Genomic DNA, 23,595 nt, shown 5'->3' with positions numbered 1-23,595 from the left:
CGGTCCCGGCGGGGGCCGGAAGCGAGCGGCCGTTGCCCTCCCTGCGCCCCCGCCTCAACATTCTACTCTCCGCTCTCGGCGAGCTCCTCCTCCAGCTCTTCGATGCTGTCTCGGAGCTCGGCGGCCCGCTCAAACTCGAGGTTCTCGGCAGCCTCTTCCATTTCTTCCCGCATCTGGTCGACGAGGTCCTCCTTCTGGTCCTCCGAGAGGTACTCGACCACCGGGTCGGCCACCTCGCTGGAGAGCTGATCCGGACTGCCGTAGTGGTGCCGGGAGCCGGACTCTTCCCCCTCGCTCTTCTCGTCGGCGATCGCCGTGCCCATCTTGATCTCGTCGGGGGACTTCCGGATCGGTTCCGGCGTTACGTCGTGTGTCTCGTTGTACTCAAGCTGCCGCTCCCGGCGCCGCTCCGTTTCGTCAATCATCTTCTGCATCGCGTCCGTAATCTCGTCGGCGTACAGAATCACCTCCCCGTTCACGTTGCGAGCGGCACGGCCGGCCGTCTGGATCAGCGAGGTCTCCGAGCGCAGAAAGCCCTGCTGGTCCGCGTCGAGGATGGCTACGAGCGACACCTCAGGCAGGTCCAGCCCCTCCCGCAGGAGATTCACGCCCACGAGCACATCGTACTCCCCCAGGCGCAGCCCCCGAATGATGTCCACCCGTTCGAGGGCGTCGATGTCGGAGTGCATCCAGCGGACGTCCACCCCGTAGCTGTCGAGGTAGTCGGCCAGGTCCTCGGTCATCCGCTTCGTGAGGGTCGTTACGAGCACGCGCTCGCCCTTCTCGGCGCGTTTGCGAATCTCCTCCATCAGGTCGTCCACCTGATTTCCGGTCGGCCGGACGTCGACCTCCGGGTCGGGAATGCCGGTGGGGCGCACCACCTGCTCCACGAAAACGCCTCCGCTTTGCTCTAGCTCGTAGTCGGCGGGGGTGGCGCTCATGTAGATGGTCTGCGGCGTCAGCTCCTCGAACTCCTCGAACGTGAGGGGGCGGTTGTCGAGGGCCGACGGGAGGCGAAAGCCGTGCTCCACCAGCTTCAGCTTGCGCTGCCGGTCGCCGTTGTACATGGCCCGCACCTGCGGGATCGTGACGTGGCTCTCGTCCACCACCAGCATGAAGTCGTCCGGGAAGTAGTCGAGCAGGCAGTAGGGACGCTCGCCCGGCTCGCGGCCGGTCAGGTGCCGCGAATAGTTTTCAATGCCCGAGCAGTAGCCGACCTCTTGCATCATCTCAAGGTCGAACATGGTGCGCTGCTCCAGGCGCTGGGCCTCCACCATCTTGCCCTCTTCCCGCAGCACCGCCAGCCGCCAGCGCAGCTCCTCCTTGATGTCCTCGATGGCCCGTTCCAAGCGATCGTCCGGGGTGACGAAGATCTGCGCCGGGTACAGGGTAAACTGATTCACCTCCTCCAGTTCGCGCCCGCTCTCCGGCTCGAACAGGGCCAGGCGGTCGATCTCGTCGCCCCAGAACTCGATTCGAAGGGCGATCTCTTCGCGGTAGGCCGGAAAGATGTCCACCACGTCCCCGCGGACCCGAAAGGTGCCGGGCGTGAATTCGATGTCGTTGCGCTCGTAGAACAGGTCGATGAAACGGCGGAGCAGGTCGTTGCGCTCCACCTCCAGGCCCCGCTCCAACGGCAGGATTTCCTTCTGGAATTCCGCGGGCGAACCGAGGCCGTAGATGCACGACACGCTCGCCACCACGATCACGTCATCCCGCCCGCTGACGAGTTCGGAGGTGGCCCGGAGCCGCAACCGCTCGATGCGGTCGTTGATGGCCACGTCCTTCTCGATGTAGGTGTCGTTGGGGACGATGTACGACTCCGGCTGATAATAGTCGTAGTACGAGATAAAGTACTCAACAGCATTGTTGGGGAAGAACTGCTTCAACTCCCCGTAGAGTTGGGCCGCCAGGGTTTTGTTGTGGCTCATGACGAGGGTCGGCTTGTTCACCTCCTCGATCACGTTTGCCACGGTGAAGGTCTTGCCCGTCCCCGTGGCCCCGAGCAGGGTCTGGTGCTCGTCGCCCCTCCCGACCCCGTCCACGAGCTCGCGGATCGCCTGCGGCTGGTCGCCCATGGGCTCAAAGTCCGACTCGAGCTGAAACTGATCCGTCCGGTCGTTCAGGACCTCCGTCATGTCCGCATCGCGGTTGTTTGCAGGGAAGAATCACAAAGGGTTTGAATCCGCTCGCATCTGTTGGGTTTTGGCCGTTCCCCCAGAAATTTCACCGACGTCATCGTCCACGTCACGGTCCAGTCGGGGTCCCCAACAGGCGGTTCAACGGAGGTGTACCGTACATTCCAGAACTCGTCGCTGAATCTTGACCGGTTTCTGACAAAAAGATGTGGGCGCACTCCTAATTTGGAAGCGGTTCCACATTGAAAAAATGCCTACCTCTATTCTGCGTCGGTCTGAGTCGGCAGGCCGGCGCGTGTTCACATGCCCGTCGGTACGTCGCTCATTGCTACGCTCTGCCCAATATGCTTGCACCCACGGTGTCCGCTCAGTCTGACGAGGCGTCTCCCGATTCCGATGGCTCGTTTTCGCCCGCCAAGCTGCCTCTCGACCGTCCCGCGTCGAGTCTTGAGGAGGCGGTCGAGCAGTTGCGGGGCCGGCCCGAGGATGAACTGCAACGGGCCCGGAAGCACCACCGCCGCGCCCTGAAGGCCCTTCGGGACGGGGCGTACGAGGCCCTTTCGGAGGAGACGCGCGAGCGGCTTACGAACCAGTTCCGCTCTGGCCTGCGCGCCTTGAATCAGGCACTGGACGAGGCAGGGGCGTCCAACCCGGACGACGGCACCTCCTCGTCGACCTCACTCGGGGATGTGCTTACGGGGCTATGGTGACCCCGGCACGAGCGCCCCAAGTCCCTCTACTCCGTGGCGGCCGAGGGCTGGAAGAGGACGAGCCCACCACGCTTTCCGCCCACGACGAGGTCCGTTCTGCCATCCCCATCCAGGTCCCCCCAGACTGGCGTAGCATTTCGGGGAATGCCGTCGAGGTTAACTGAGGTGGGCGGCCCGAACTCCAGGCCATCGGTGCCGCCCTGGTTCCGAAGCAGGACCAGTCCCGTCTTCGTCCCGACCAGCAGGTCCAACCGCCCATCGCCGGTCACGTCGTGGAGCGTGGGGGCGGCCCGTCCGTTCAGCTCTGCGAGCGTGACGCCCTCCGAGGCAAAGTTCGGGGACGCCTCTCCCCCCGTATTGCGGTGGAGCGTGAGGGTCCCGCTCGCAGTGCCCAGTACGAGATCCGGGGCGCCGTTGCCCGTCACGTCTCCCAGGGCCGGCACGACGTTGCTCCCGCCCGACAGGCCATCCAGGGCCCCGTCGACCGCGTCGAACGTGCCGTCGCCCTGGTTCTCGTGGTAGGAGAGGGCGCCCTGCCAGGTCCCGAGAATGAGGTCGTCGGCCCCGTCGCCGTTCAGGTCGCCGAGGGCCGGGGCGTAGCGGTACGCGTCCGGCAAGTCCAGGGGCGAACGTTTCCGGAGGCGAGGGGGCCCCTTGTCACCGGTGGGGGTCAGCGGGTACACCAGAGAAGTCTCGCCCTGGGTCGGGTCGATTTTGTTTGCCACGAGCACGTCGGTCTGGCCGTCTCCCTGAATGTCCCCGAGGGCGACGGTGCTCTCGCTCCCCACGTCGATCCCCCCGACAAACTGGCGCGTCCGGAGCTGATATCCGTCCGCCGTGTGCTCGTAGAAGTAGAAGTTGTCCGCGAGACTGCTGTTGGACCCGCTCGATCCCCCGAGGACCCCGACGAACAAGTCGGGGCGTCCATTGCCGGACCAGTCGGTGAAAGCGGGGGCGTTATACCCGCTGGTCAAAAGCGGATTCGACGACGGAAAGCGCTCCGGCTGTCCACTGAGAACGGGGTTGCCGCAGGTCCCCGTGTTCTCGATGAGGAGCAGTCCAGGCTCGAAGAAGTCGCCCCAGAACAAGTCGGAGTCGCCGTCGTCGTCCACGTCCGCAAAGGTGAGGGTGTTGGCCCCGTGAAGCGACGGCCCCTTCTGGCCCGTCCCCCCGACAATCTTAATGCCCTCAAACTCGTCCGTCACGTGGGCGAACTGGGGCATGCCGTTCGTCCCGTCGACCGACTCGTAGCGGGTGATGGTCCCGTCGAGCCGCCCCAGAAAGAGATCCAGCCGGCCGTTGCAGCCAAGGTCCGTGACGTTCGGGATGTTCTGACGGTCCGAGAAGATGGGCTCCCCCTCCACGGTCCGCAACGTGTCGGCGTACAGCTCAAACGTCGGCGCCGTGGCCGAGCCGACGTTCCGGTAGGCGCGGAGATGGCTGTACGGCTCTTCCGTGAGCAGATCGGGCACCCCGTCCTGGTCAAGATCCGCAAACCGGTACCATTCGCCGATCTGCAGGTCCCGGTAGTGGTCCGTACGCCACACGAGGCGCGACGAGTCCCCCTCGGTGACGTGCTCGAAAAACGCGAGCTGGCCGGGACGCTCCTGGACAAAGAGATCCGAGTCCTCGTCCCCGTCAATGTCCACAAACTGGGGGCGCGGCGCGTTGAAGCCGCCGTAGAACGGGTTCGGAATGAGGGCGCCGTCGGTGTCGGCGACCTCAATGGACGGCGCCACCACGCGCTGGTAGTCGTCCGGAAACGAGGCCGACGAGGCATCCGGAGACACCGATTGCGAGGACCCGGCACAGCCCACCAGGACGATCCCGACGAGGCCGACGAGGAAGGCGCGAATGCGTGGCATCAAAACTGAAGGAGCGGTCACATCAGCGGAGCACGAGGATTCGACCGGCCGCTAGGAGCCAGTGGGCTGCGCCCCGCCAAAGGTGCCCACCCCGGTGGGATAGGTCCCCACTTCGATCACCTTCACGATCTCGTTGGTCCGCGTGTCGATCACCGTCACCGTTCCGGCCTCGGGATTGTCTCCACGGGGCTCGTAGGTGCCCTCGCGGTTGTTGTTCGACACGAAGAGATGCTGCCCGTCGGCCGAGAGGACCGTGCCGTGGGGCTGGGCGAGGCCGTCCCCCCGAATGGTGGCCTGCACCGACGCGTTGTCGACGTCCACCACACTGATGGAGTTCGACATCTTGTTCGGGACGTAGGCCAGACCGCTTTGGCGACCGATGACGGGATGCCACGGCTGGCTTCCCACCGCAAGGGTGTCGGTCACAGACAGGGCTGGGGCCTCACTGGCGTCGAACACGAGAAGTTGACCCGTCTTCTGCCCCCCGGCAATGAGGGTCGACCCGTCGGCCGTCGCCGCAAACTGGACCGGGGTCTGGGTCGTCCCCTCCAGCCGCGTCAGCTGCGTCTCGCGCGTGTCCGTGTCAATGCCCATCAGCTGGTTGGTGCCCAGGCTCGCGATGAAGGCGTGCTCCCCGTTCGGCGTCACGGCCAGGGGATGGGGACGCGGAAAAAACGTCCCGACCCGTTCCATGATCTCCATGTCGGACCGTTCAATCATGCCCAGACTCTTCGGCGGGTTTACGGCACTCATGGAGCGCCCCGCGTACAGGACATCCTTCGACGGGTCGAGGGCCAGAAGCCCCGGCACCTCGAAGTTGTCAAGGCGCGCGACGATCTCATTCTGCCGGTTCATCTTGAGGATCGTGTTCGCCCCGATCAGGCTCACGTACCAGTGGCTCCCGTCGGGCTCGGCCACGACGTGGTGCGGCTTCGCGTTCTCCGAGAACCCGCGTTCCTTGAGGTCGACGGTCGTCTCGACGGCCATCGACGCCATGTCGATCACCGAGACGGTGGCCTCGCCCTGATTGCACACGTACAGCTTCGGACTTGAGGCCTGCCCCCACGCCGGAAGTGTGGCGCACAGGAGCATGCCGACGATCAAAACCGAAAGGAAACGGCGCATGATGATGCGTGAGGATATTGGTTCAGGAGAATCAAACCAGTGGGACCACGCGGACGATGCCCTCGGCGGGGCCCCCGATACCCTGTTCTAGAGCTCCTGCTTTGATTCCTCCAGCACGAACAGGCCTTCACCAATGCTCGACACGATGATGATGCCGCTTTCGAAGTACGGGTAGTTGCTCCAGGAGCCCTGAAAGCCCGTTCCGTTTTCGTCGTACGGCTGCGTGTCGAAGTGGGCCACCTCTTCCGGGTTTTCGCGGTCGCTGATGTCGAGGATGCGCAGCCCGCTCTTGTAGTTGGACTGGTACATCGTCGATCCCTTCACATACAGGTTGTGGTCGATCGACTCCTCAGGAAGCATGAGCTGGTTGACGAGCTTCGGGTTGTCAAGGTCCTTCATGTCCCACACCAGCGTCCGGGTCTGGCTCGCCTTGCCCTGCGCCTCATCCAGCTCGTCGTTCTGGTAGAAGTAGCGCTGCTGTTCGTCAAACCAGCCCTGGTGGACGTAGCCGTAGTCCGGGTACGAGGCCGTCGAGATGGCCTTCGGATCATCTTTGTTCGTCACGTCCGCGACGCTGATCGCCGTCTCGTTGGAGCCGACGCAGATCTCGCGGCCCTGATACTCGGGATCCGGGCCTTCGTAGACGACGCACTGGGCATCGTGGCTATAGCCGGTGCCGGAGCGGCCCGTGGAGGGGTCGGAGAAGCAGCCCTCAAAGGTGGGGTTGAGCGGGTCCTGAATGTTGATCATGTGGAGCCCGCCGCCACAGGTCTTGCCGCCGCCGCTACTGCCCACGGCGTAGGCGTAGCCCGTCTGCTTGTTGATGACCACGTTATGGACGCTGTTGACCTGGTCGTAGAGGGTGTCGTGGTCGAAGGTCACGGGCATCTGGTCGGCGTCCACGTCGCGGAGACGGGTCAGATCGAAGACCTGCATGCCATGATCCCCGGCATTGTCCGCCACCACGAACGCATGGTTGTCGTAGACTTTGATGTCGCGCCAGGAGTTCACGCGCGCCCCATCCGTGAGCGGAAGCTCGCCGACGTACTGTGGGTTTGTGGGGTCGCTCACGTCCACGAAGGCCGTTCCGTCGGTCCGGCCTACGAGGGCGTACTCCGTGCCCGTCTCCGGGTCGGTCCAGCCCCAGATGTCGTTCAGGTCGATCCCGCGCTCGCCCCCGATGTTGTCGATGGGAAGGAAGGACTTCATGTCAACGTTCTCACAGGAGAACTGGGCGACGCTGCCGTCCGCGCAGTCTCGCTCCTCGCCCGTCATGGCACTGAGGGCCTGTCCGGTTGAGGGGGCAATGGGGGTTGTTCGGGTCCACTCGCCGGACGCGATGGAATAGAGCCCCATCGTGCCGGCTCCGTGGTCGTCCCCCGGCAGCCCCGTCGCGAGCACATCCTCATTGCCTGCGAGCGTGGCCCCCAGTCCATTGCCAGATTCCGTCCCGGGGTGCGTCATCCGCGTGACGCCGGTCCAGGCCCCCTCGTTGTGTCCGTAGCGGTAGAGGGCCCCGCTCCGGTCCGACGCGCCCGGCGCCCCGACCCACAGGTCCGTGCCGTTGTAGGCAAAGGCCGCCCCGAAGAGGTGACGGGATGCACCGTCGAACGGAAGAAGCCGTCCGTCGACGGACCAGCTCTCCGCCTCCGCATCGAACGAGAGGGTGTACGCCAGCCCCGTTGCGTCGTAGGCCCGTGGGGCGCCGACGAGCACCTGATCCCCGACAGCCTCGATCGCCGTGCCAAATCGGGCGTTGCTGCTGAGCTCACCGGGCGTGACCGTCTGGAGCTCCGTCCAGCCGTCGGTGCCCTGGTGGAAGGCCACGACGGCCCCTCCCTCGTGCTGCGGCGCCGTGGCGAGCAGGTGATCCCCGGACGTGAGCAGGGCACTCGCGAACCCTGCGTCCGCCCCCACCTTCTCGCTCCGGAGCGTCTCGGTCTGCTGCCAAGTCCCGTCCTGCCGCTCGAAGACGTGGACGGCACCGGTCGTCAGCGTGTCCCCCTCCGTCATCGACACGGTCGCGGAGGTACCGACGAAGAGCCGATCGCCGTCCAGCACCACGCTCTGCCCGAAGTCCGAGGTGCTGTCGGCAGCCGTCAGGCGAGCGCTCTGGGCCCATCCGTCCGCGCCCGGTTCAAACACGTAGGCGGCGTTGGCCGACGGGGCCCCCACGACGACCTGATCGCCCGCCGCGTCGAGGGCCGAGCCAAAGCTGTCGCCGACTTCACCGTCGGTCGCCTCGAAGTAGGCGGCTTCCGTCCAGCCGTCCATTTCGTCTTCGTAAACGTACACCCGCCCGGGAGTGTGGATATTCTGCGATTCTCCCACGAACACCCGGTTGCCCTCCACATCGAGGGCACGGCTAAAGCCGTTCATCTGAACGGCCGAGCCGGTGGGCGTCGTCTGGGCCGAAGCGGGGAGGCCCCAGACCACGAGACAAAGTGCGATGCTGAGGAGGAGCGATATTCGTTTCATGAGGATCGAAGGAGGTATCCGCGGAAAGTACGAAGCGAGAGTCAAGACTAGACGACATCTCATCATAGCCATCTCCGTCGATGGGGTTTCGGAGATGCCACCAGGTATTCTTCACACCCTCGTAATGAGACCTGGGCGCTCTGGAAGGCCTTTCACGTTCCGGCCACGGCCTGATGTCCGGCCCCCAACGCAGAGGGCCTCCCAGTCAGGAGGTAGCGGCTCGGAACGGGACCCGACCAATCTTCTCTGCCCGTCGGGAAGGATAACGTTTCGCCGCGCAAAAAATAAAGGGATGGTCTCGACGAGCGGAGGCCGGCACCGAGACGGAGCGAAAATAGAGGGGTCAGCCTACTCCATCAGGAGGTTGAGCAGCCGGATGATGCGACGGCGGAGGCGACGCCGGTCCACGATCATGTCGACGAACCCGTGCTCCTGCAAAAACTCCGACTTCTGGAACCCCTCCGGCAGGTCGGACCCAATCGTCTCACGGATCACCCGCGGCCCGGCAAACCCGATCAGCGCGTCCGGCTCGGCGATGTGGATGTCCCCGAGCATCGCGAAGGAGGCCGTGACGCCACCCGTGGTGGGGTGCGTTAGGATGGAGATGAACGGCAGCCCCGCCTCGTCGAGTCGGGTAAGGTGCGCACTCGTCTTGGCCATCTGCATGAGGCTGAGGGCCCCCTCCATCATGCGGGCCCCGCCGCTCTGGGCAATGGTGATAAGCGGCATGCCCTCCGTGTAGGCGCGCTTGATCGCCCGGGCCACAGTTTCCCCAACGACCGACCCCATCGATCCCCCAATGAAGCTAAAGTCCATGCCCGCCATCGACACGGGATGTCCTCCAACGGAGCCGGTGGCCGCCTGAACGGCCTCGTTTTGGCCCGTCTCCTCCACGGCACTCTCCAGCCGCTGGCTGTAGGGCTTGCGGTCCTCAAAATTGAGGGCGTCCACCGAGCGGAGATCGGTGTCGTGCAGGTCGTAGTCGCCGTCGTCAAACAGGAAGCCGAAGTACTGGTGGCTGTCCATCCCGAAGTGGTACCCCGACCCGGGAAAGACGAGCAGGTTCTCTTCCAGTTCGCGCCGGTTGGTGATTTCGCCGGTCTCCGGGCACTTCACCCACTGCCCCTCCGGCATTTCATTCTGTTCTTCGCGGGTGGTGCGGATGCCGGCCTTCTCGCGCCGAAACCAGGGGGGCATAACAGAGGGAAAAGACGAGTACGAAGAATCGTGTGCGAACCAGCAGGGGCCCCAGGGACGGGGATCGCCCTAGCAGAAAATCAGAAACGCCGCCCGTAAAGTCCAAACGAAGCTCAGTCGAAGGGGGATGGCGCCGGAGTGGCATGCACGTCTTTCACGTACAACGGTTCGACCGTCGCCATGTCGTCGGGGCCGTGCATTGCAAGCTGCCGGCGGCCGCAGCGGGCCACCCACCCCGCTGACGGGGGCCTCTCGTCGGCGGGAATCAGTGTGCACGTGAACGCGTCGCCGAGAGCCGCCCGACTCTTCGGCGCCCCGTCTCCGACGAGCCACAGCCGCCCGTCCACCGTCCCCACCCAGCCGGGCAGATCGTCGACCGGAAGCGCCGTCGGGGACGCGTGCTCGTCCAGTCCGTCCGTCGTTCGCCGGTACGCCCCGGCGTACACCTCGTCCCGGCGGGCGTCGAGCAGTGCGCACACCACGTCTCCGGGCGCGGCGACCGGACGCAGCTGGGCGGCGTACGCCGCCAGCGTTGGCACCCCCACGAACGCCGCGTCGGTGGACAGCGCCCATCCCTTTGCCGTGCTCACCCCGATGCGGAGGCCCGTGTACGACCCCGGCCCCATCGATGCGGCCACGGCATCCAGGGCCGCCGGCGTCGCGTCGGCGTGGTCGAGCACATCTTCGACCAGCGGGGTCAGGCGCTCAGCGTGCACGCGGGGGCGACGGAGATGGGCCTCCGCAACCACCGTGTCGTCGTCCAGGACGGCCACGCCACAGGTGGAAGTTGCGGTTTCGAGGGCGAGAAGAATCACGAGCGCGGAATGGAGGTGAGGGAAGCACGATTCGGACGGGGGCTATTGCATCACGAGGCCGCCGTCCACGATCAGGTTCTGCCCCGTGACGGCCCGGGCCCAGGGGGACGCGAAGAATAGCACCGCGTCGGCCACCTCCTCCGGGGTGGTCACCGTGCCGCGCGGGGTGTTCTGGCGGATGGCGTCGAACACGGCGTCCGACGAGGCCGCGCTGGCGTCCGTCTCGTCGAGCAGCCCGCCCGACACCAGGTTCACGGTGATGCCCTCCGCCCCGAGCTCGCCCGCCATGTTGCGCGTGAACCCGAGAAGGGCCGCCTTGCCGGTGGTGTAGTCGTGGTACGGGACGGCCGGGGCCTGTACGAGGTTGGAGCTGATGCCGACAAACCGCCCCTCCCCCGCCGCCCGCATCTCCGGAAGGCAGGCTTGGAGCAGGTGCAGGGCCCCCTTCACCGACCCCTCCACCTGCGTCTGATAGTCTTCCCAGTCGATGGTATCGGCGGTCTCCCGATTTTCCGCGTCGAACTGGTAGTCGATCAGGGCGTTGTGGACGGCGGTCGTGACGGGCGCCCCGAAGTGGTCCGTGGCGGTGTCGATCATCGCCTGCACGGCGTCCGGGTCGCGCACGTCGGCCTGGACGGGCAGGGCCCGGTCGCCAATGTCGGCGGCGACAGCCTCGGCCCGATCCGGGCTCTGGTAGTAGTTGACCACCACGCGGGCGCCTTCCCGCCCGAAGGTCCGGGCAATGGCGGCGCCGAGCCCACGGCTGGCCCCGGTGATGACAACAACTTGCGAGTCGGGATCACGCATGAGAGACTGGCTTCCTGGTACGAGGAAAACGGTGGAGCCAGACGGTACGTCGCTCATGCACGAGTCTCCGGACGGTGCCGAAGCACTTCCTGCGCCGGTGCGAGCCGGATCAGGTTCGAAGGGTGTGTCTCAGCCCGTGCTCGACGAGCAACGGGTACCCCTGGCCGTGCCCATAAGGTATTTGCCCCGGCTCGCAGATGCAATGTGATCTACCCCCCGAAGGTGGGGCGCTTCTCCCCCGCCGCCACGGGCACGGCGATTCGGTTCTCCGGGGGCGGCAGCGGGCACGCGAAGTCCGGATTGTAGGCGCAGGTGGGATTGTACGCCCGGTTGAAGTCGACCACGACCGAGTCCGAATCGGTCGACGTCAGGTCCACGTAGCGCCCGCCCTTGTACGTGGCGTGTCGGTTCGTGGAGTCGGCAAACGGGATCCACAGCCGCCCGCGGGGCGTGTCGCCCTCGCCCCGAAATACGACCAGCTCTTCCGGCCCCTCCGGGAGCGGCACCGTCACCTCTCCGATCCGCTGCTGAGGGCGCAGATCGCCCGTGCTCTCGGGGATCATCACCGTGTCGGGCGTCTCGAACCGCCGGAGCGGCACTGTGTACCGGTAGGCCGGGTCCACTTCGTAGAAGTTGAGCCCCCGAAAGGCCTCCCGGCGGCCGGGGGGCAGTACGCTCTCCTTCTCTCGCATCTGCATGTCCCGCTGCACGCGGTCCTGCATGACGGCCTGCTCGTAGTCCCCCGACGATGGCCCCGTCTCGCAGGCCAGGACGAGCCCGGTCACGGACAGCAGTAGCAGAACCCGAGCGCACATCATCCGGGGGCGGGAAGGGGGACGAGACATGGCCTACTGTCCGTACTGGGCAAACACCGTGGTCTCCCCCGACGGGGTGAACGTCACAACCTCGTACGGTTCCACCCGATTCCCCCGCTCCATGCCCGGAGACCCGACGGGCATGCCCGGCACGCTTAGGCCTCGGACGTCCGGCTGCTCCCGGAGCAGTTGCTTCACCTCCTGCGCCGGCACGTGCCCCTCGACCACATAATTGCCCACCACGGACGTGTGGCAGGCCGCAAGCGAGGCGGGCAGCCCCACCTGCTTCTTCACGGGCTTCATGCGTAGTTTCGACTGCACCTCGACCTCGAAGCCCTCCTCCTTCATGTGGGCGACCCAATCCGAACAGCACTGACACGAGGGGCTCTTGTACACCGTCACTGTCGGCAGGCCCGCCGATGCCGACGGGCCAAACTGCAGATAGGCCCCCACGCCCAGTGCGGCGAGGACGATGCCAATCCCAAACGCCTTGAGGTGAGTCTGATACGACGCGAGCGAAGCCATGGCGGTGAGGGCACAGTCTGTGGGGAATAGACAATTTCAGAACCCCAACCCCCAGACCCGTGTTTCGCGATGGGCCTCGGCCCTTCTTCACGTCCATCCGGCCGCCGGGGGCCGTGCTTCTGGGTCCATGCGTTTGGCAGTCGGGGCCCCTTTCTACCCCAGTCCTCATCTTGACTCCGCCCCTTCTTTTTCTGAACTTAAAGAACCGGGGAGGCACGAATATTGATCAGCCGCTTCTGCCCCGCCGTCTCTCCTCAGCAGTTCTGCGGAAATCCCCCCAGTCCCCATGACCGTTTCCGACGCCCAACAGATCCGCAACATTGCCCTGGTCGGCCACCAGGGCAGCGGCAAAACCGCCCTGACCGAGGCCCTGCTCCACACAAGCGGCGCCATCTCGCGCGTCGGCTCCGTGCCCGACGGCACGACCCAAAGCGACTACCACGAGAGCGAAAAGGAGCGGCAGATGTCGATTTTTGCGACGCTGCTTCACGCCTCATGGGACGACACGAAGATCAACATCCTCGACACGCCGGGCTACCCCGACTTCGCCAGCGAGGTGATTGCCTCCATGCGGGTGGCCGACACGGCGCTTTACGTGATGGACGCCCGCTCGGGGGTCGAGGTCGGCACGGAGATGGCCTGGTCCTACGGCGAGCAGACGGACACCCCCGCCCTGTTCGTCATCAACCACATCGACCAGGCGAGCGCCGATTTTCGGAGCATCGTCGACGAGATTGAGGACCGCTTCGGGCGGGGGGCCACACCGGTTCAGCTGCCGGCGGGCGAGGGCACCCGCACCCTGGTTGACGTGCTGCACATGCGCCAGCTGTACTACCCGGAGGGCGAGACCGAGCCGGAGGTGCAGCCGATCGACGACGCCTTTGAGGACGAGGCCCGCGAGCTCCACGAGACGCTCGTCGAGGACATCGCCGCCAGTGACGACCGGCTCATGGAGGCCTACTTCGAACAGGGCGAGCTGACGGACGACCAGATGCGGAACGGGCTCCGTGCGGCCATAATTGAGCGGGACTTGTATCCCGTCTTCGTCACGAGCGCGACGGAGGAGGTCGGCGTCTCCCGCCTTCTCGATTTCATCGGGTCGGTGTGCCCCTCCCCCGCCAGCCGGCTGCTGGAGACCGAGGGCGGCCAGGAACTGACGGCCGACCCCGACGACGACCCGGTTGCCTTCGTCTACCGCACGATGGCCCAGGAGCACGTCGGTGAATACTCGTACGTCCGCGTGTTCGACGGAACCCTTCAGTCGGGCCAGGACCTCGAAAACGCGCGCACCGGCGCCACCGAACGCCTCGGGCAGATCTACGAGCTCAACGGGGAGGAGCGCAACAACGTCCCCCGCCTCATTGCCGGCGACCTTGGCGCGCTCGTGAAGCTGGAGGACACCACCACGAACGATACCCTCCGGGCCCCGGCGTCCGACGTCGTCATCCCGTCCATCCAGTTTCCCGCCCCCCGCTACCGGATGGCCGTGCGGCCGGTGCAGGAGGGACAGGAGGACAAGCTCGCCCGGGGCCTCCATCAAATCACTGACGAAGACCCGTCGCTGGTCTTCAACCACGATGCGCTGCTCAACCAGCTTACCCTTAGCGGCGTGGGCGAGATGCACCTCCAGATCGCCAAGTCGCGCCTTGAGCGGCAGGCCGGCGTGGAGGTCGAGTTCGTAGAACCCCGCATCTCCTACCGCGAGGCGATCCAGAATCGGGCGACCGCCGAGCACCGCCACAAGAAGCAGTCGGGCGGCGCCGGGGAGTTTGCCGACATCTCGATGCTCGTCGAGCCCCTCGACGGCGCGTTCGACCCGCCGGACGCGATTGAGGTGCGGGGGGAGGAGACGGTCGAAACCGAGTGGGGCGCCGAGATCCATTTCGTCGACGCCATCGTCGGCGGGGTTATCGACATGAACAAGTTCTTCTCCTCCATCCGGAAGGGCGTCCTGAACACCATGGAGGAGGGGCCGGTGGCCGGGTTTCCCGTCGGAAACGTGCGGATCGTCATCCACGACGGCGACATGCACCCGGTCGACTCGAACGAGGCGGCCTTCAAGCGCGCCGCCTTCGAGTGCTTCCGCCAGGCCTTCCAGAAGGCCGGCCCCGTTCTCCTAGAGCCCATCCACGAGGTCACCATTACCACGCCGGACGACTACACGGGCGACATCATCAGCGACCTCAACACGCGACGGGGACGCGTGCAGGGCATCGATACGCAGGGGGCGCTCCAAAAAATCACCGCCGAGGTGCCGGAGGCAGAGCTCCACCAGTACTCCACCACGCTGCGCTCACTCACCCAGGGCCGGGGCCTGCACCATACGAAGTTCAGCCACTACGAGCAGATGCCGGGCCACGTGCAGGAGGAGGTCGTCGACGAGACGACGGCTCCGGCGGCCGCGGCGTAGATTGGGGACGGGCGCTAGCTGGCCGACTGGAGCCACGCGTCCACCTCCTCCTCCAACGAGAACGCCTGCTCGGGCGGGTGCTCGAACGAGCGGTGGACCCAGTCGCCACTGCCGTCGAGGCGGGGGCGATACTGCTCACGGTACCAGTCGGGCCGGGCCGCGAGGTCGGACAGCGCCTCGACGGCCGCATCGATGTCCTGCTCCGTATTGTACAGGCCGAGGGAGGCCCGCACCATGCCCGGCTGCGTCTCGGGCCCACACTCGGCACCGTCCGCGGCCCCTCCGGCATTGCCCGCTCGGCCCAGTAACTCGCGCACGAAGGGCTGCGCGCAGAAGCATTCGTTGCGCACGGCGACCCCGAAGTAGTCGTTCAGCGCCGCGGCCACGAGGCCGTGCGGCAGGTCCGCGAGGTTGAAGGCGATGACCCCGATCCGGTCGGCTACCTCCAGCCGGTGGGACCCGTAGATCGTGAGGCCGTCGATCGCCGCGAAGCGCTCCAGCGCGTACTGGGCCAGCTCGCGCTCGTCCTCCGCCACGAGGTCCATGCCAATGCGGCCCAGCAGCTGAAGCGTAGCAGCCAGCCGTAGCGCCCCGGGCAGGTTGGGCGTGCCCGCCTCCTCCCGCTCCGGCAGCGCGTCTGTAATCTCGTAGCGGTCCGTCTCCACCCGATCCACGATGCCGCCCCCCACCACCTGCGGCTCCAGCCCTTCGAAAAGGGCCTCCCGGGCCACGATCACACCGGGGCTGCCGGGCGCGTAGAGCTTGTGCCCGCTCATGCATACGACATCGAGCGCCTCGGCCGCGTCGGGTCCCTGCACGCTGATCGGCACGTGGGCGGCCGATTGGGCGGCGTCGACCACACACAGGGCGCCCGCCGCGTGGGCGTGCCGGGCGACCTCGTGGACCGGGTTGACGATGCCGGTCACGTTCGACGCCGCCGTGACGGCCACGTAGTTCAGCCGGTCGGCGTGCTCGTCGATGGCGGCCCGCAACGCGGAAAGATCCACGCGTCCGGCCTCCCCGTCCGGATCGTTTTCCAACGGCACGTGCACCACCTCGCCGACGTGCTTGCGGTGGGGCAGGTCGTTGGCGTGGTGCTCCATGAGGGTGGTGATGACGAGGTCACGCTCGGGCCGCCGCTCGGCCAGCACGCGGGCCATGCGGTTGAGGCCGCCCGTAACCCCACTCCCGGTGAAGACCGTCGTGTAGTCGTCCGGGGCATCCACGAAGCGCCCCACAATCTCGTGCGCCTGTTCGTAGAGGTGGGTCATGATGCGGGCCCCGGCGTGCAGCGTCGAGTGCGTGTTGGCGTAGTGCCGGAGGGCCCGCCGGACGATGTCGTCGGCCGCGCTGCAGCGCAGGGTCGACGCGGCACTGTCAAGGTAGGTGCGCGGGGCCGTCGTGCCGTCGGCCAGCGGGTACTCGGTGTCGAGCCCGGTAAAAGCGCGGCGGAGGGCGTCCAACTGCGATCGCCGGTCCGAGCGAGGCGCGCGTGCGGCGATTGAGGAGGTGGGAGCAGAATCGAGCATGGCAATCAGTCGCGGGCGACGAAAAGACCAGATTGTTGGTTGAATTCCATACGATAATGTAGGAACTGCGAACGAGAGATGCAGTCCGCCCGTCGAGAGATACGCTCACCTCAAAGAGGATCCTCCATCTCTTCTCGTTTCCCTCACCGCCGCCGACGCTCCCATGCGCGACCTTTTCGTTCTTTTGACCGCAATCGCCGGGATGAGTTTGCTCGCCGTCCCGGCCCAGGGCCAGACCATCTGGTCTCGCCCCTATCAGCCCAACCAGATCGCCCTGGAGGCGATCGTTCCGGACCTTCCGGCCGACGACGCGTCGGTGGCGTCGGGCGCTGCGTTCCTCACGGCCACCCGCTCTCTGAACGACAACGTGGAGCTGGCGGCCGAGCTGCCGGTGGCCCGCTACGCCACCGACGACGCCTCCACGGCCGTGGGCAACCCGTACGTAGGGTTCGGTCTGAGTAGCTCCTCCCTGCCAATCCTGCTTGAGCTCGGCCTCCGCATTCCGGCCACCCCCACCAACGAGGCCCTGCAGGCGGGGCGGCGCGCAGACATGGGGCGCACCGCGGCGTTCCGCGACGAATCCGTCGCGCCCTCCGTCCTTCTCAACGGCCGTCTTCCCCTCGGGCGACGCGCCTCCCTTCGCCTCCGCTCCGGACTCACGTACGCCTCGGCCGAGCGCACCGGGACGGATGGGACGGAGAACCGCTGGCGGCTTCCCTACAGCGCCCAGCTCTGGTGGAACGGCGAGCGGTTCATGACGGGGCTGAGCATAGCGGGGCGGCCCCGCCTCTCCAGCTCAAGCCCGGACCGGACCACCCACCGCGCCGTCGTGTCGGTCATGCTCGACGGGGCCCGCGTGCAGCCTGGGCTTCTGGTGGGCACGGGTCTCGATCCGCTCGTTCAGGACGGCCGGTTCGCGGCGGTCGCCGGCCTCACGGTATCGCTCTCCTACGGCCGCTAGGGGGGTGAACAGCCCGTATCTCACGGGGGCTGCGGCCCCGAATCAGTCCTCCGAGGACGCCTCCTCGCTGAGGACGATCTCCCGGCGCAGGCGTGCGACGGGGATGCTCAGCTGCTTCCGGTACTTCGACACCGTGCGACGGGCAATCTTGAAGCCCTTCTCTTCGAGGGCGTCGGCCAGGTCCTGGTCGGACATCGGATCGGTCTTGTCCTCGGCGTCCACGATCCGCTGGAGCTCGGCCTTCACTTCCTTGTTGGAGACCTCCTCCCCGTCGACGGTCTCTAGCCCTTCCGAGAAGAAGTACTTGAGCTCGTAGACGCCCCACTCGGTCTGCACGTACTTGCCGTTCACCACGCGGCTGACCGTGGAGATGTCCATGTCGATGATCTCGGCGATGTCCTTCAGGATCATCGGTTTGAGATGCCCCTCCCCGTACCGGAAGAAGTCCTCCTGCAGCTGCACGATGGCGTCCATCACCAGGTACATCGTGTGGCGCCGCTGGTTGATGGAGTCGATAAACCACTGCGCCGAGCTGAACTTGTCCTTGAGGAATTCCTCGGTCTCCTCGTCGACCTCGTCCACGTCGTCCGACTTCTTCTGCGCCTTGAGCTTTTCGAGCATCTTGCGGTAGTGGCGCGAGACGTGCAGGTCCGGGGCGTTGCGGCCGTTGAGGGTAATCACGAACTCCCCGTCCACGTACCGCACCGAGAAGTCGGGCGTGATGTAGTTGGTCTCTTCCGAGAACTCGCCCTCGCCCGGCTTCGGGTCGAGGCGCTGTCGAATGAGGTCAAAGGCCGTCTTGAGCTCCCGCTCGTCGACGTCGAGCCGCTTCTGGAGCTTGTCGAAGTGCTTCTTCGTGAACGCCTCGTACTCGTCCTCCAGCATGGCGATGGCCGTGTCGCGCCCGTCCACGTCCTCGGGCATGCGCCGGAGCTGCAAAAGCAGGCACTCTTGCAGGTCCCGGGCGGCGATGCCGGCCGGTTCAAGCGACTGCACCTGCCGCAGCACCTTCTGCACGTCCTCTTCTTCGATCTCGATGCCGTGGTTGAACAGGATGTCGTCCAGGATCGAGTCGATTTCTCGCTTCAGGTATCCGTCCTCGTCGATCGACCCGATAATCTGATCGGCGATGATCTCGTCGGTCTCGTCGAGGTTCAGGAACGAGATCTGTCCCTGGAGCTGCTCGGGCAGCGACTGGTCCGCCGGCATCGGGCGATCGCGGTCTTCGTCGTCGCCCTGATAGCCCGGGCTGGCGTTGTAGCCGTACATGTCGTCGGTGTTGTTGAGGAGGTCCTCCACGTCGAAGTCCTCCTCGTCGTCTTCCGTCTCCAGTTCGTTTTCCATCTCTTCGGCCGTGGCGTCGATCTCGTCCTCCTCCCGCTGCTCCTCTTCGCCGAGCCCCTCCTCGAGCAGGGGATTCTCTTCAAGCTCCTCTTCGATGCGCCGCTCCAGGTCAAAGGTGTCCAGCTGCAGCAGCTTGATGTACTGAATCTGCTGCGGCGAGAGCTTCTGCTGAAGGTCTTGCTCTTGCTTGAGCTCGAGGACGTTACTGCTCATACGACTGTGGGAGAGGCCGGCCTGGTGTGACGAACGTGAAGTGCCGTCCGGAGGATGCGCGGGCGCAGGGCGCCTCCTTTCGCTTCCGGCTATACATCATAGCAAAATTCATTCCGATTGTTCGGACTTTTTCTACTGAGACGACCGGCAGAAGTTTACGACGGGCGTTCCCCCCGTGCCTTCTGTGTCCCAGACGCCCCCCGAACACAATGGGCACACATGAAACCCTCTCCTCCCAACAGCCGTCCGGTAGGCCCCTCTTCTTCACTCCCTTATCTCCCCCTCCCCGCCCATGAGCACATCGCGCTCCGACGCCCTCAAGGCCGAGGCCGACCGCTCGGACAACGACGTCGAAAAGCTCCTGCGCCCACAGTCCCTCGACGAGTTTGTCGGCCAGGAGAAGATCAAGGAAAACCTGAATGTGTTTATGAAAGCGGCGCTCCAGCGGGGCGAAACGCTCGATCACGTGCTGCTCTCGGGGCCGCCGGGCTTGGGCAAAACCACCTTGGCACATATAATCGCCAATGAGATGGGCGCCCGCATCCGCACCTCCAGCGGCCCGGTCCTCGAAAAGCCGGCCGACATCGCGGGCGTGCTCACGAACCTGGAGGAGGGGGACCTCCTGTTCATCGACGAGATCCACCGGTTGAGCTCCGTCGTGGAGGAGTACCTGTACTCGGCGATGGAGGACTACCGCATCGACATCGTCATCGACCAGGGCCCAAACGCCCGCACGGTACAGATCGACCTGCCCCCGTTCACGATGGTGGGGGCGACGACGCGCAAGGGCCTCCTGACCGCTCCCCTCCGGGCCCGCTTCGGGATCGACTTCCGCTACGACTACTACACCGCAGACCTCCTCCAGGAAATCACGCAACGGTCCGCCCGCATTCTCGACGTGGAGACCACCCCCGACGGGGCCTACGAGATTGCGCGCCGCAGCCGCGGGACCCCTCGCGTCGCCAACCGCCTGCTGCGCCGCACCCGCGACTTTGCGGAGGTGGAGGGCGACGGCGAGATTACGAAGGCCATCGCCGACCGTGCCCTCAATGCCCTCGACGTGGACGAGGAGGGCCTCGACGACATGGACGCGCGCATCCTGCTCACCCTCATCGACAACTTCGACGGCGGGCCCACCGGCCTCAAAAACCTGGCCGTCTCCGTCGGCGAAGAGTCCGGCACGCTCGAAGAGGTCTACGAGCCCTACCTCATCCAGGAGGGCTTTATGGAGCGCACCCCGCAGGGCCGCGTCGCCCTCCAGCGGGCGTACGACCACTTCGACCGCTCCTCCCCAGCCGCCGATCAGGACCTCTTCGATCAGGAATAGCTCGATCGAAACCAACGGCCATCCGTCCCGTCGGGCACGGGACGAAAGGCGGACGACACGGACAAGACTCAACGGGGCCGTGACTTCTGCGGAAACGTCCGGCCCGGGCGGGCGCACTCGGAACCGCTCTTTCCAACTGATCTACCACACTGTAGCAATTTAGCGTCCGCCGTACCCACGCGCTCTTACTGCCCTTTCCCTCCCGTATGCCTTACGTCGTCACCGAGCCCTGCATCAACTGCAAGTACACCGACTGCGTGGAAGTCTGCCCGGTCGACTGCTTTTACGAGGGCCCCAATTTCCTCGCCATTCAGCCGGACGAGTGCATCGACTGCAACGCGTGCGTGCCGGTGTGTCCCGTTGAGGCCATCTATCCGGACGACCAGCTGCCGGAGGAGTACGAACACTACATCCAGTGGAACGAGTACCTGTCCAACCAGTGGCGCGAACTGGGCTACAATGTGACCGAGAAGACCGGGCCCCTGGACGACGCCGAGGAGTGGGAGGACGAGGAGAAGTCCGAGGAAGACATCCTGACGTGGGACGTGTAGCCACGGCGCCTGCAGGACCGCACCGCTCCTCCTCACGTCGCGTCACGCCCGTTCCCGCTTCTCCGCACGCTCCCGGACGGTCCCCCCCACCACGAGCGCCGCGCCGATCAGGACGGCGTTCTTCACGATGTACTGTCCCTCCAGGGTCAGCCCCCAGGGGATGTGGGTGAAGCAGACCTCGGGCAGCAGCACGAGCGGAAGGAGCGTGCCCGGCATCTGCAGGAACAGCAGAAAAATGGCGGTCCGATTGAGGGGGCGGTACAGGAGGCCGACCCCGATGGCCACCTCCCACCAGCCCAGGATGGGGATAAAGAGGTCCGGCGGGACGAAGTACACCGTCCGACGCACCAGCTCCGCGGCGGGACTCATGCCGAAGGGCTTCAGGATCCCGTACCAGATAAAGACCGCGGCCAGCCCCACCCGAAGCACAAACAGCCCATTGCGCTGCATCCATCCCGCAATGTGGCGGTCGAGCGGTTCGAGGCCGAGCCGTTTGATGAGACGATCTTCCAGGGACATAGCGTGCTCCGGTGCCGATGCGTAGGGAATGCTTGTAGTGATATCAGCGCGCCGTCAGATCGTCCCGACTCCCTCTTCAATTCACGCCCGGTTGACGCTTTTTCTCAACCCATCGGGGAGGGACGTTCAGAACGTCACCCTGCGCTCGAGATGGGCGCGCACGCTGTCCCGACTGTGCCAGACCGGCCGCATCTTCTTCTCGGCGTACAACTGAAGCTGATCGCCCCGGTGCGGCGAGCCGGGCTGGGACGCATTGCCGTAGGGCAGCACCGCCTTCGCCCGCGGTCCCTCCTTGGTAAACTCGGTGAGGGCGACGTAGGAGTCCCCAAACGTGGCGCGCCGCCGCCCGCCCTCCATCTCGTCAAATCGGAGAACCCGGAAGAGACCAAAAAGACCATCTCCCCCCGAAGCCGGGTACGATCCCTCCGGGCCCACCAGCCGGTGCACAGCCCCCCACGGCACATCGAGCGAATCGTGGCGGTCCTCGACGGTCTGGGCGGCCTCCGCGAGGGTCTGGACGGCCGCCTCCGGATCGGCCAGCCCATCCGGCGTCGTGCGGGGGGCGCTGGGGCGATACGGGGTGGCGAACGGGGCCTCCGCCCCGCCGACCATCGCGCGCAGCCAGCGGGCAAAGAGCACGCTCCCCTGACTCGCCGCGTCGGCGGTGCGGTCCCACTCGGCAAGCACGTCCGCGGCGCGCCGGGCCCGCTCGCGGTCTGAGGCCCGCGCCGCCGGAAGCAGGTCGTCGAGGAGCCGGTCGGCGGCGAGCATCCGGGTGTCGTTCTTGTAGGCCTGCAGCTCGGCAAAGGTGATCGAGGAATCCCCTTCAAGCATCTCGATTGAGCGCTGGGGGCGGAACATGTACGCCGACTTTGCGGGGGCGCGCGGCGTCATGTAGCCGGGCACCTCCGCCGAGTCCACCCGCGGCGGCAGCGTGGACGTGAACGGCGGTTCATTGGCGTTCTGCACCCATCCGCTCGGGGGATCCACCACCCGCGGAAGATCCTCGTAGTCGTGGACGGCGTTCCACAGCGTGGCCGACGTGTCGCCCGGCACCACGCCCTGCCAGTACGACCACCCCCCGCGGTCGCGCTCAGGCACCCGCCCCCCAAAGTGGTACAGGATGTGCCCGTCCTCGTCGGCGTAGACGGTGTTGAACATCGGCATCTGTTGCCGACGGAGGGCGGCTTCAAACTGCGATAGATTGGTGGCGCGGAGCATGCGCCAGTACTGCTCGAACAGCTTCGACTGGGTGAGCCCCGCAATGCGCAGGGCCAGCGCCGCGCCGTCCCGCTGCCCCACCACCGGCCCGTGCACCGATCGGCGCACCGTTAGCGTATCGGCCCGAAGGGAGCCGTCGGGCTGCTTTACCTTTAGCACCTTGGTGTCCGTGTTGAAGGGGCGCACCCTTCCGTTCCACCTGTATCCGTCCCCGGCAAGCGGGAGGCGGTAGAGGTCCGAGGCGTCAATGGGGTTCACGGTGTGGGTCCACCCGAGGTGATCGTTGAACGCGACGGCCGGAAACGGCATGCCGAGGAGGGCAGCCCCGTACGCGTCAATGTCCGGCCCCGTGAGCTGCGCCTCGAACCACGTGAACCGGTCGCCCCAGGACAGGTGCGGGTTCGTGAGGAGCATCGCATTGCCGCTCGCGCTCCGGGACGGCCCCACGGCCCACGCATTGGAGCCGGCGCGCCGCCAGCGCTGGGCCTGCCGCAGGTCCCGCCCGGCTACGAAGGTCGCGTGGACCGTTCGCAGGGTGTGGGCAAACACGTCCCGCGGCTTCACGGGCAAGACGGCCGTTCGGGACTCGGAAATGCGGTCGGGGTGCGCCTCGGCGTACGCGTTCATCCCGGCCACGAACGCCTCCACGTAGCCCCCGAACGGCATGTCCTGGTTTCCGGCCCACCGCCGCGCGTGCTCCGGAAGCTCCAGGGTGCGCACCCGCCGGTCCGACGCGAGATGCTCGGCGCCCCAGTACTCGGCGGCCCGCCCCCGGGCCTCCCCGTACAGGCGAAGCACGCGGTCCCCATGGGCCCGCATCTGCGCCCAGCCGAAGGCGTACATCAGCGAGTCGGTATTCGAACTGTACACGTGCGGCACCCCCCAGGTGTCCCACAAGATTTCCGTCTCGTCTGGCCCCTGTCCCACGCCACACCCTGAGAGCCCCGCCGCGACGAGCAAGGCGAGGGCAATGGCAGGGGCCAAAGACGCGCGTCGAGCAGTCAAAACTCGCATGGTGAAGTAGGTGCGTGACAGGGGGTGTCGA

At 66.0% G+C, this 23,595-nt stretch carries 18 protein-coding genes; 5 read left to right on the top strand and 13 right to left on the bottom strand.

Features of this window, described 5'->3' with window-relative positions; all coding sequences use genetic code 11:
* Nucleotides 1–62: 62 nt before the first annotated feature.
* On the bottom strand, nt 63–2,138 hold the full coding sequence (gene uvrB, locus SRU_RS06185) for an excinuclease ABC subunit UvrB (RefSeq protein WP_011403914.1): 2,076 nt from the start codon (nt 2,136–2,138) through the stop codon (nt 63–65).
* A 359-nt stretch (nt 2,139–2,497) separates the two neighbouring features.
* Here uvrB and SRU_RS06180 point away from each other — a divergent pair, with 359 nt between their 5' ends.
* Entirely contained in the window at nt 2,498–2,848 is a 351-nt protein-coding gene (locus SRU_RS06180) for a hypothetical protein (RefSeq protein WP_231847414.1), read from the top strand.
* Between the two features lie 26 nt (nt 2,849–2,874).
* Here the strand turns inward: SRU_RS06180 and SRU_RS06175 are convergent, their stop codons facing one another.
* From SRU_RS06175 to SRU_RS06140, 8 genes are all read right to left on the bottom strand, one after another.
* A complete protein-coding gene (locus SRU_RS06175; protein ID WP_112903727.1) occupies nt 2,875–4,713 on the bottom strand; it encodes an FG-GAP repeat domain-containing protein in 1,839 nt (612 codons plus the stop codon).
* Nucleotides 4,714–4,764: 51 nt separating this feature from the next.
* Nucleotides 4,765–5,838: a YncE family protein gene (locus SRU_RS06170; protein WP_237701999.1), complete on the bottom strand. Its 1,074-nt coding sequence runs from the start codon at nt 5,836–5,838 to the stop codon at nt 4,765–4,767.
* An 87-nt stretch (nt 5,839–5,925) separates the two neighbouring features.
* Nucleotides 5,926–8,316: a choice-of-anchor B family protein gene (locus tag SRU_RS06165; protein WP_237701998.1), complete on the bottom strand. Its 2,391-nt coding sequence runs from the start codon at nt 8,314–8,316 to the stop codon at nt 5,926–5,928.
* Nucleotides 8,317–8,664: 348 nt separating this feature from the next.
* A complete protein-coding gene (gene accD, locus SRU_RS06160; RefSeq protein ID WP_011403909.1) occupies nt 8,665–9,513 on the bottom strand; it encodes an acetyl-CoA carboxylase, carboxyltransferase subunit beta in 849 nt (282 codons plus the stop codon).
* A gap of 113 nt (nt 9,514–9,626) precedes the next feature.
* A complete protein-coding gene (gene tsaB, locus SRU_RS06155; protein ID WP_011403908.1) occupies nt 9,627–10,328 on the bottom strand; it encodes a tRNA (adenosine(37)-N6)-threonylcarbamoyltransferase complex dimerization subunit type 1 TsaB in 702 nt (233 codons plus the stop codon).
* Between the two features lie 42 nt (nt 10,329–10,370).
* Entirely contained in the window at nt 10,371–11,135 is a 765-nt protein-coding gene (locus tag SRU_RS06150; protein ID WP_237701996.1) for a 3-oxoacyl-ACP reductase, read from the bottom strand.
* Nucleotides 11,136–11,344: 209 nt separating this feature from the next.
* Nucleotides 11,345–11,980 (bottom strand): DUF1684 domain-containing protein, encoded by a 636-nt coding sequence (locus SRU_RS06145; protein ID WP_011403906.1) that lies wholly within the window; start codon nt 11,978–11,980, stop codon nt 11,345–11,347.
* Between the two features lie 3 nt (nt 11,981–11,983).
* On the bottom strand, nt 11,984–12,475 hold the full coding sequence (locus tag SRU_RS06140) for a DUF411 domain-containing protein (RefSeq protein WP_011403905.1): 492 nt from the start codon (nt 12,473–12,475) through the stop codon (nt 11,984–11,986).
* 286 nt (nt 12,476–12,761) lie between these two features.
* Between SRU_RS06140 and SRU_RS06135 the strand changes: the two genes are divergently transcribed.
* A complete protein-coding gene (locus SRU_RS06135; RefSeq protein ID WP_011403904.1) occupies nt 12,762–14,885 on the top strand; it encodes an elongation factor G in 2,124 nt (707 codons plus the stop codon).
* Between the two features lie 14 nt (nt 14,886–14,899).
* Here the strand turns inward: SRU_RS06135 and SRU_RS06130 are convergent, their stop codons facing one another.
* On the bottom strand, nt 14,900–16,414 hold the full coding sequence (locus tag SRU_RS06130; RefSeq protein ID WP_011403903.1) for an aminotransferase class V-fold PLP-dependent enzyme: 1,515 nt from the start codon (nt 16,412–16,414) through the stop codon (nt 14,900–14,902).
* A gap of 163 nt (nt 16,415–16,577) precedes the next feature.
* On the opposite strand from SRU_RS06130, the gene SRU_RS06125 reads away from it, so the two are divergent.
* On the top strand, nt 16,578–17,375 hold the full coding sequence (locus tag SRU_RS06125; RefSeq protein ID WP_011403902.1) for a hypothetical protein: 798 nt from the start codon (nt 16,578–16,580) through the stop codon (nt 17,373–17,375).
* Nucleotides 17,376–17,417: 42 nt separating this feature from the next.
* On the opposite strand, the gene rpoN is transcribed toward SRU_RS06125, so the two are convergent.
* Entirely contained in the window at nt 17,418–18,932 is a 1,515-nt protein-coding gene (rpoN, locus tag SRU_RS06120) for an RNA polymerase factor sigma-54 (protein ID WP_011403901.1), read from the bottom strand.
* 292 nt (nt 18,933–19,224) lie between these two features.
* Between rpoN and ruvB the strand changes: the two genes are divergently transcribed.
* Together ruvB and fdxA are read left to right on the top strand one after the other, a co-directional pair.
* On the top strand, nt 19,225–20,259 hold the full coding sequence (gene ruvB / locus SRU_RS06115; protein ID WP_011403900.1) for a Holliday junction branch migration DNA helicase RuvB: 1,035 nt from the start codon (nt 19,225–19,227) through the stop codon (nt 20,257–20,259).
* Nucleotides 20,260–20,465: 206 nt separating this feature from the next.
* Nucleotides 20,466–20,810 (top strand): ferredoxin FdxA, encoded by a 345-nt coding sequence (fdxA, locus tag SRU_RS06110; protein WP_011403899.1) that lies wholly within the window; start codon nt 20,466–20,468, stop codon nt 20,808–20,810.
* Between the two features lie 42 nt (nt 20,811–20,852).
* On the opposite strand, the gene SRU_RS06105 is transcribed toward fdxA, so the two are convergent.
* Nucleotides 20,853–21,329, bottom strand: coding sequence for a DoxX family protein (locus SRU_RS06105; protein WP_011403898.1), 477 nt, complete (start codon nt 21,327–21,329; stop codon nt 20,853–20,855).
* Nucleotides 21,330–21,455: 126 nt separating this feature from the next.
* A complete protein-coding gene (locus SRU_RS06100) occupies nt 21,456–23,564 on the bottom strand; it encodes an acylase (protein WP_112903722.1) in 2,109 nt (702 codons plus the stop codon).
* Nucleotides 23,565–23,595: the final 31 nt, after the last annotated feature.

The organism is Salinibacter ruber DSM 13855 (assembly GCF_000013045.1).
GTDB lineage: Bacteria > Bacteroidota > Rhodothermia > Rhodothermales > Salinibacteraceae > Salinibacter > Salinibacter ruber.
This window is presented reverse-complemented; position numbering and strand designations above follow the sequence as displayed.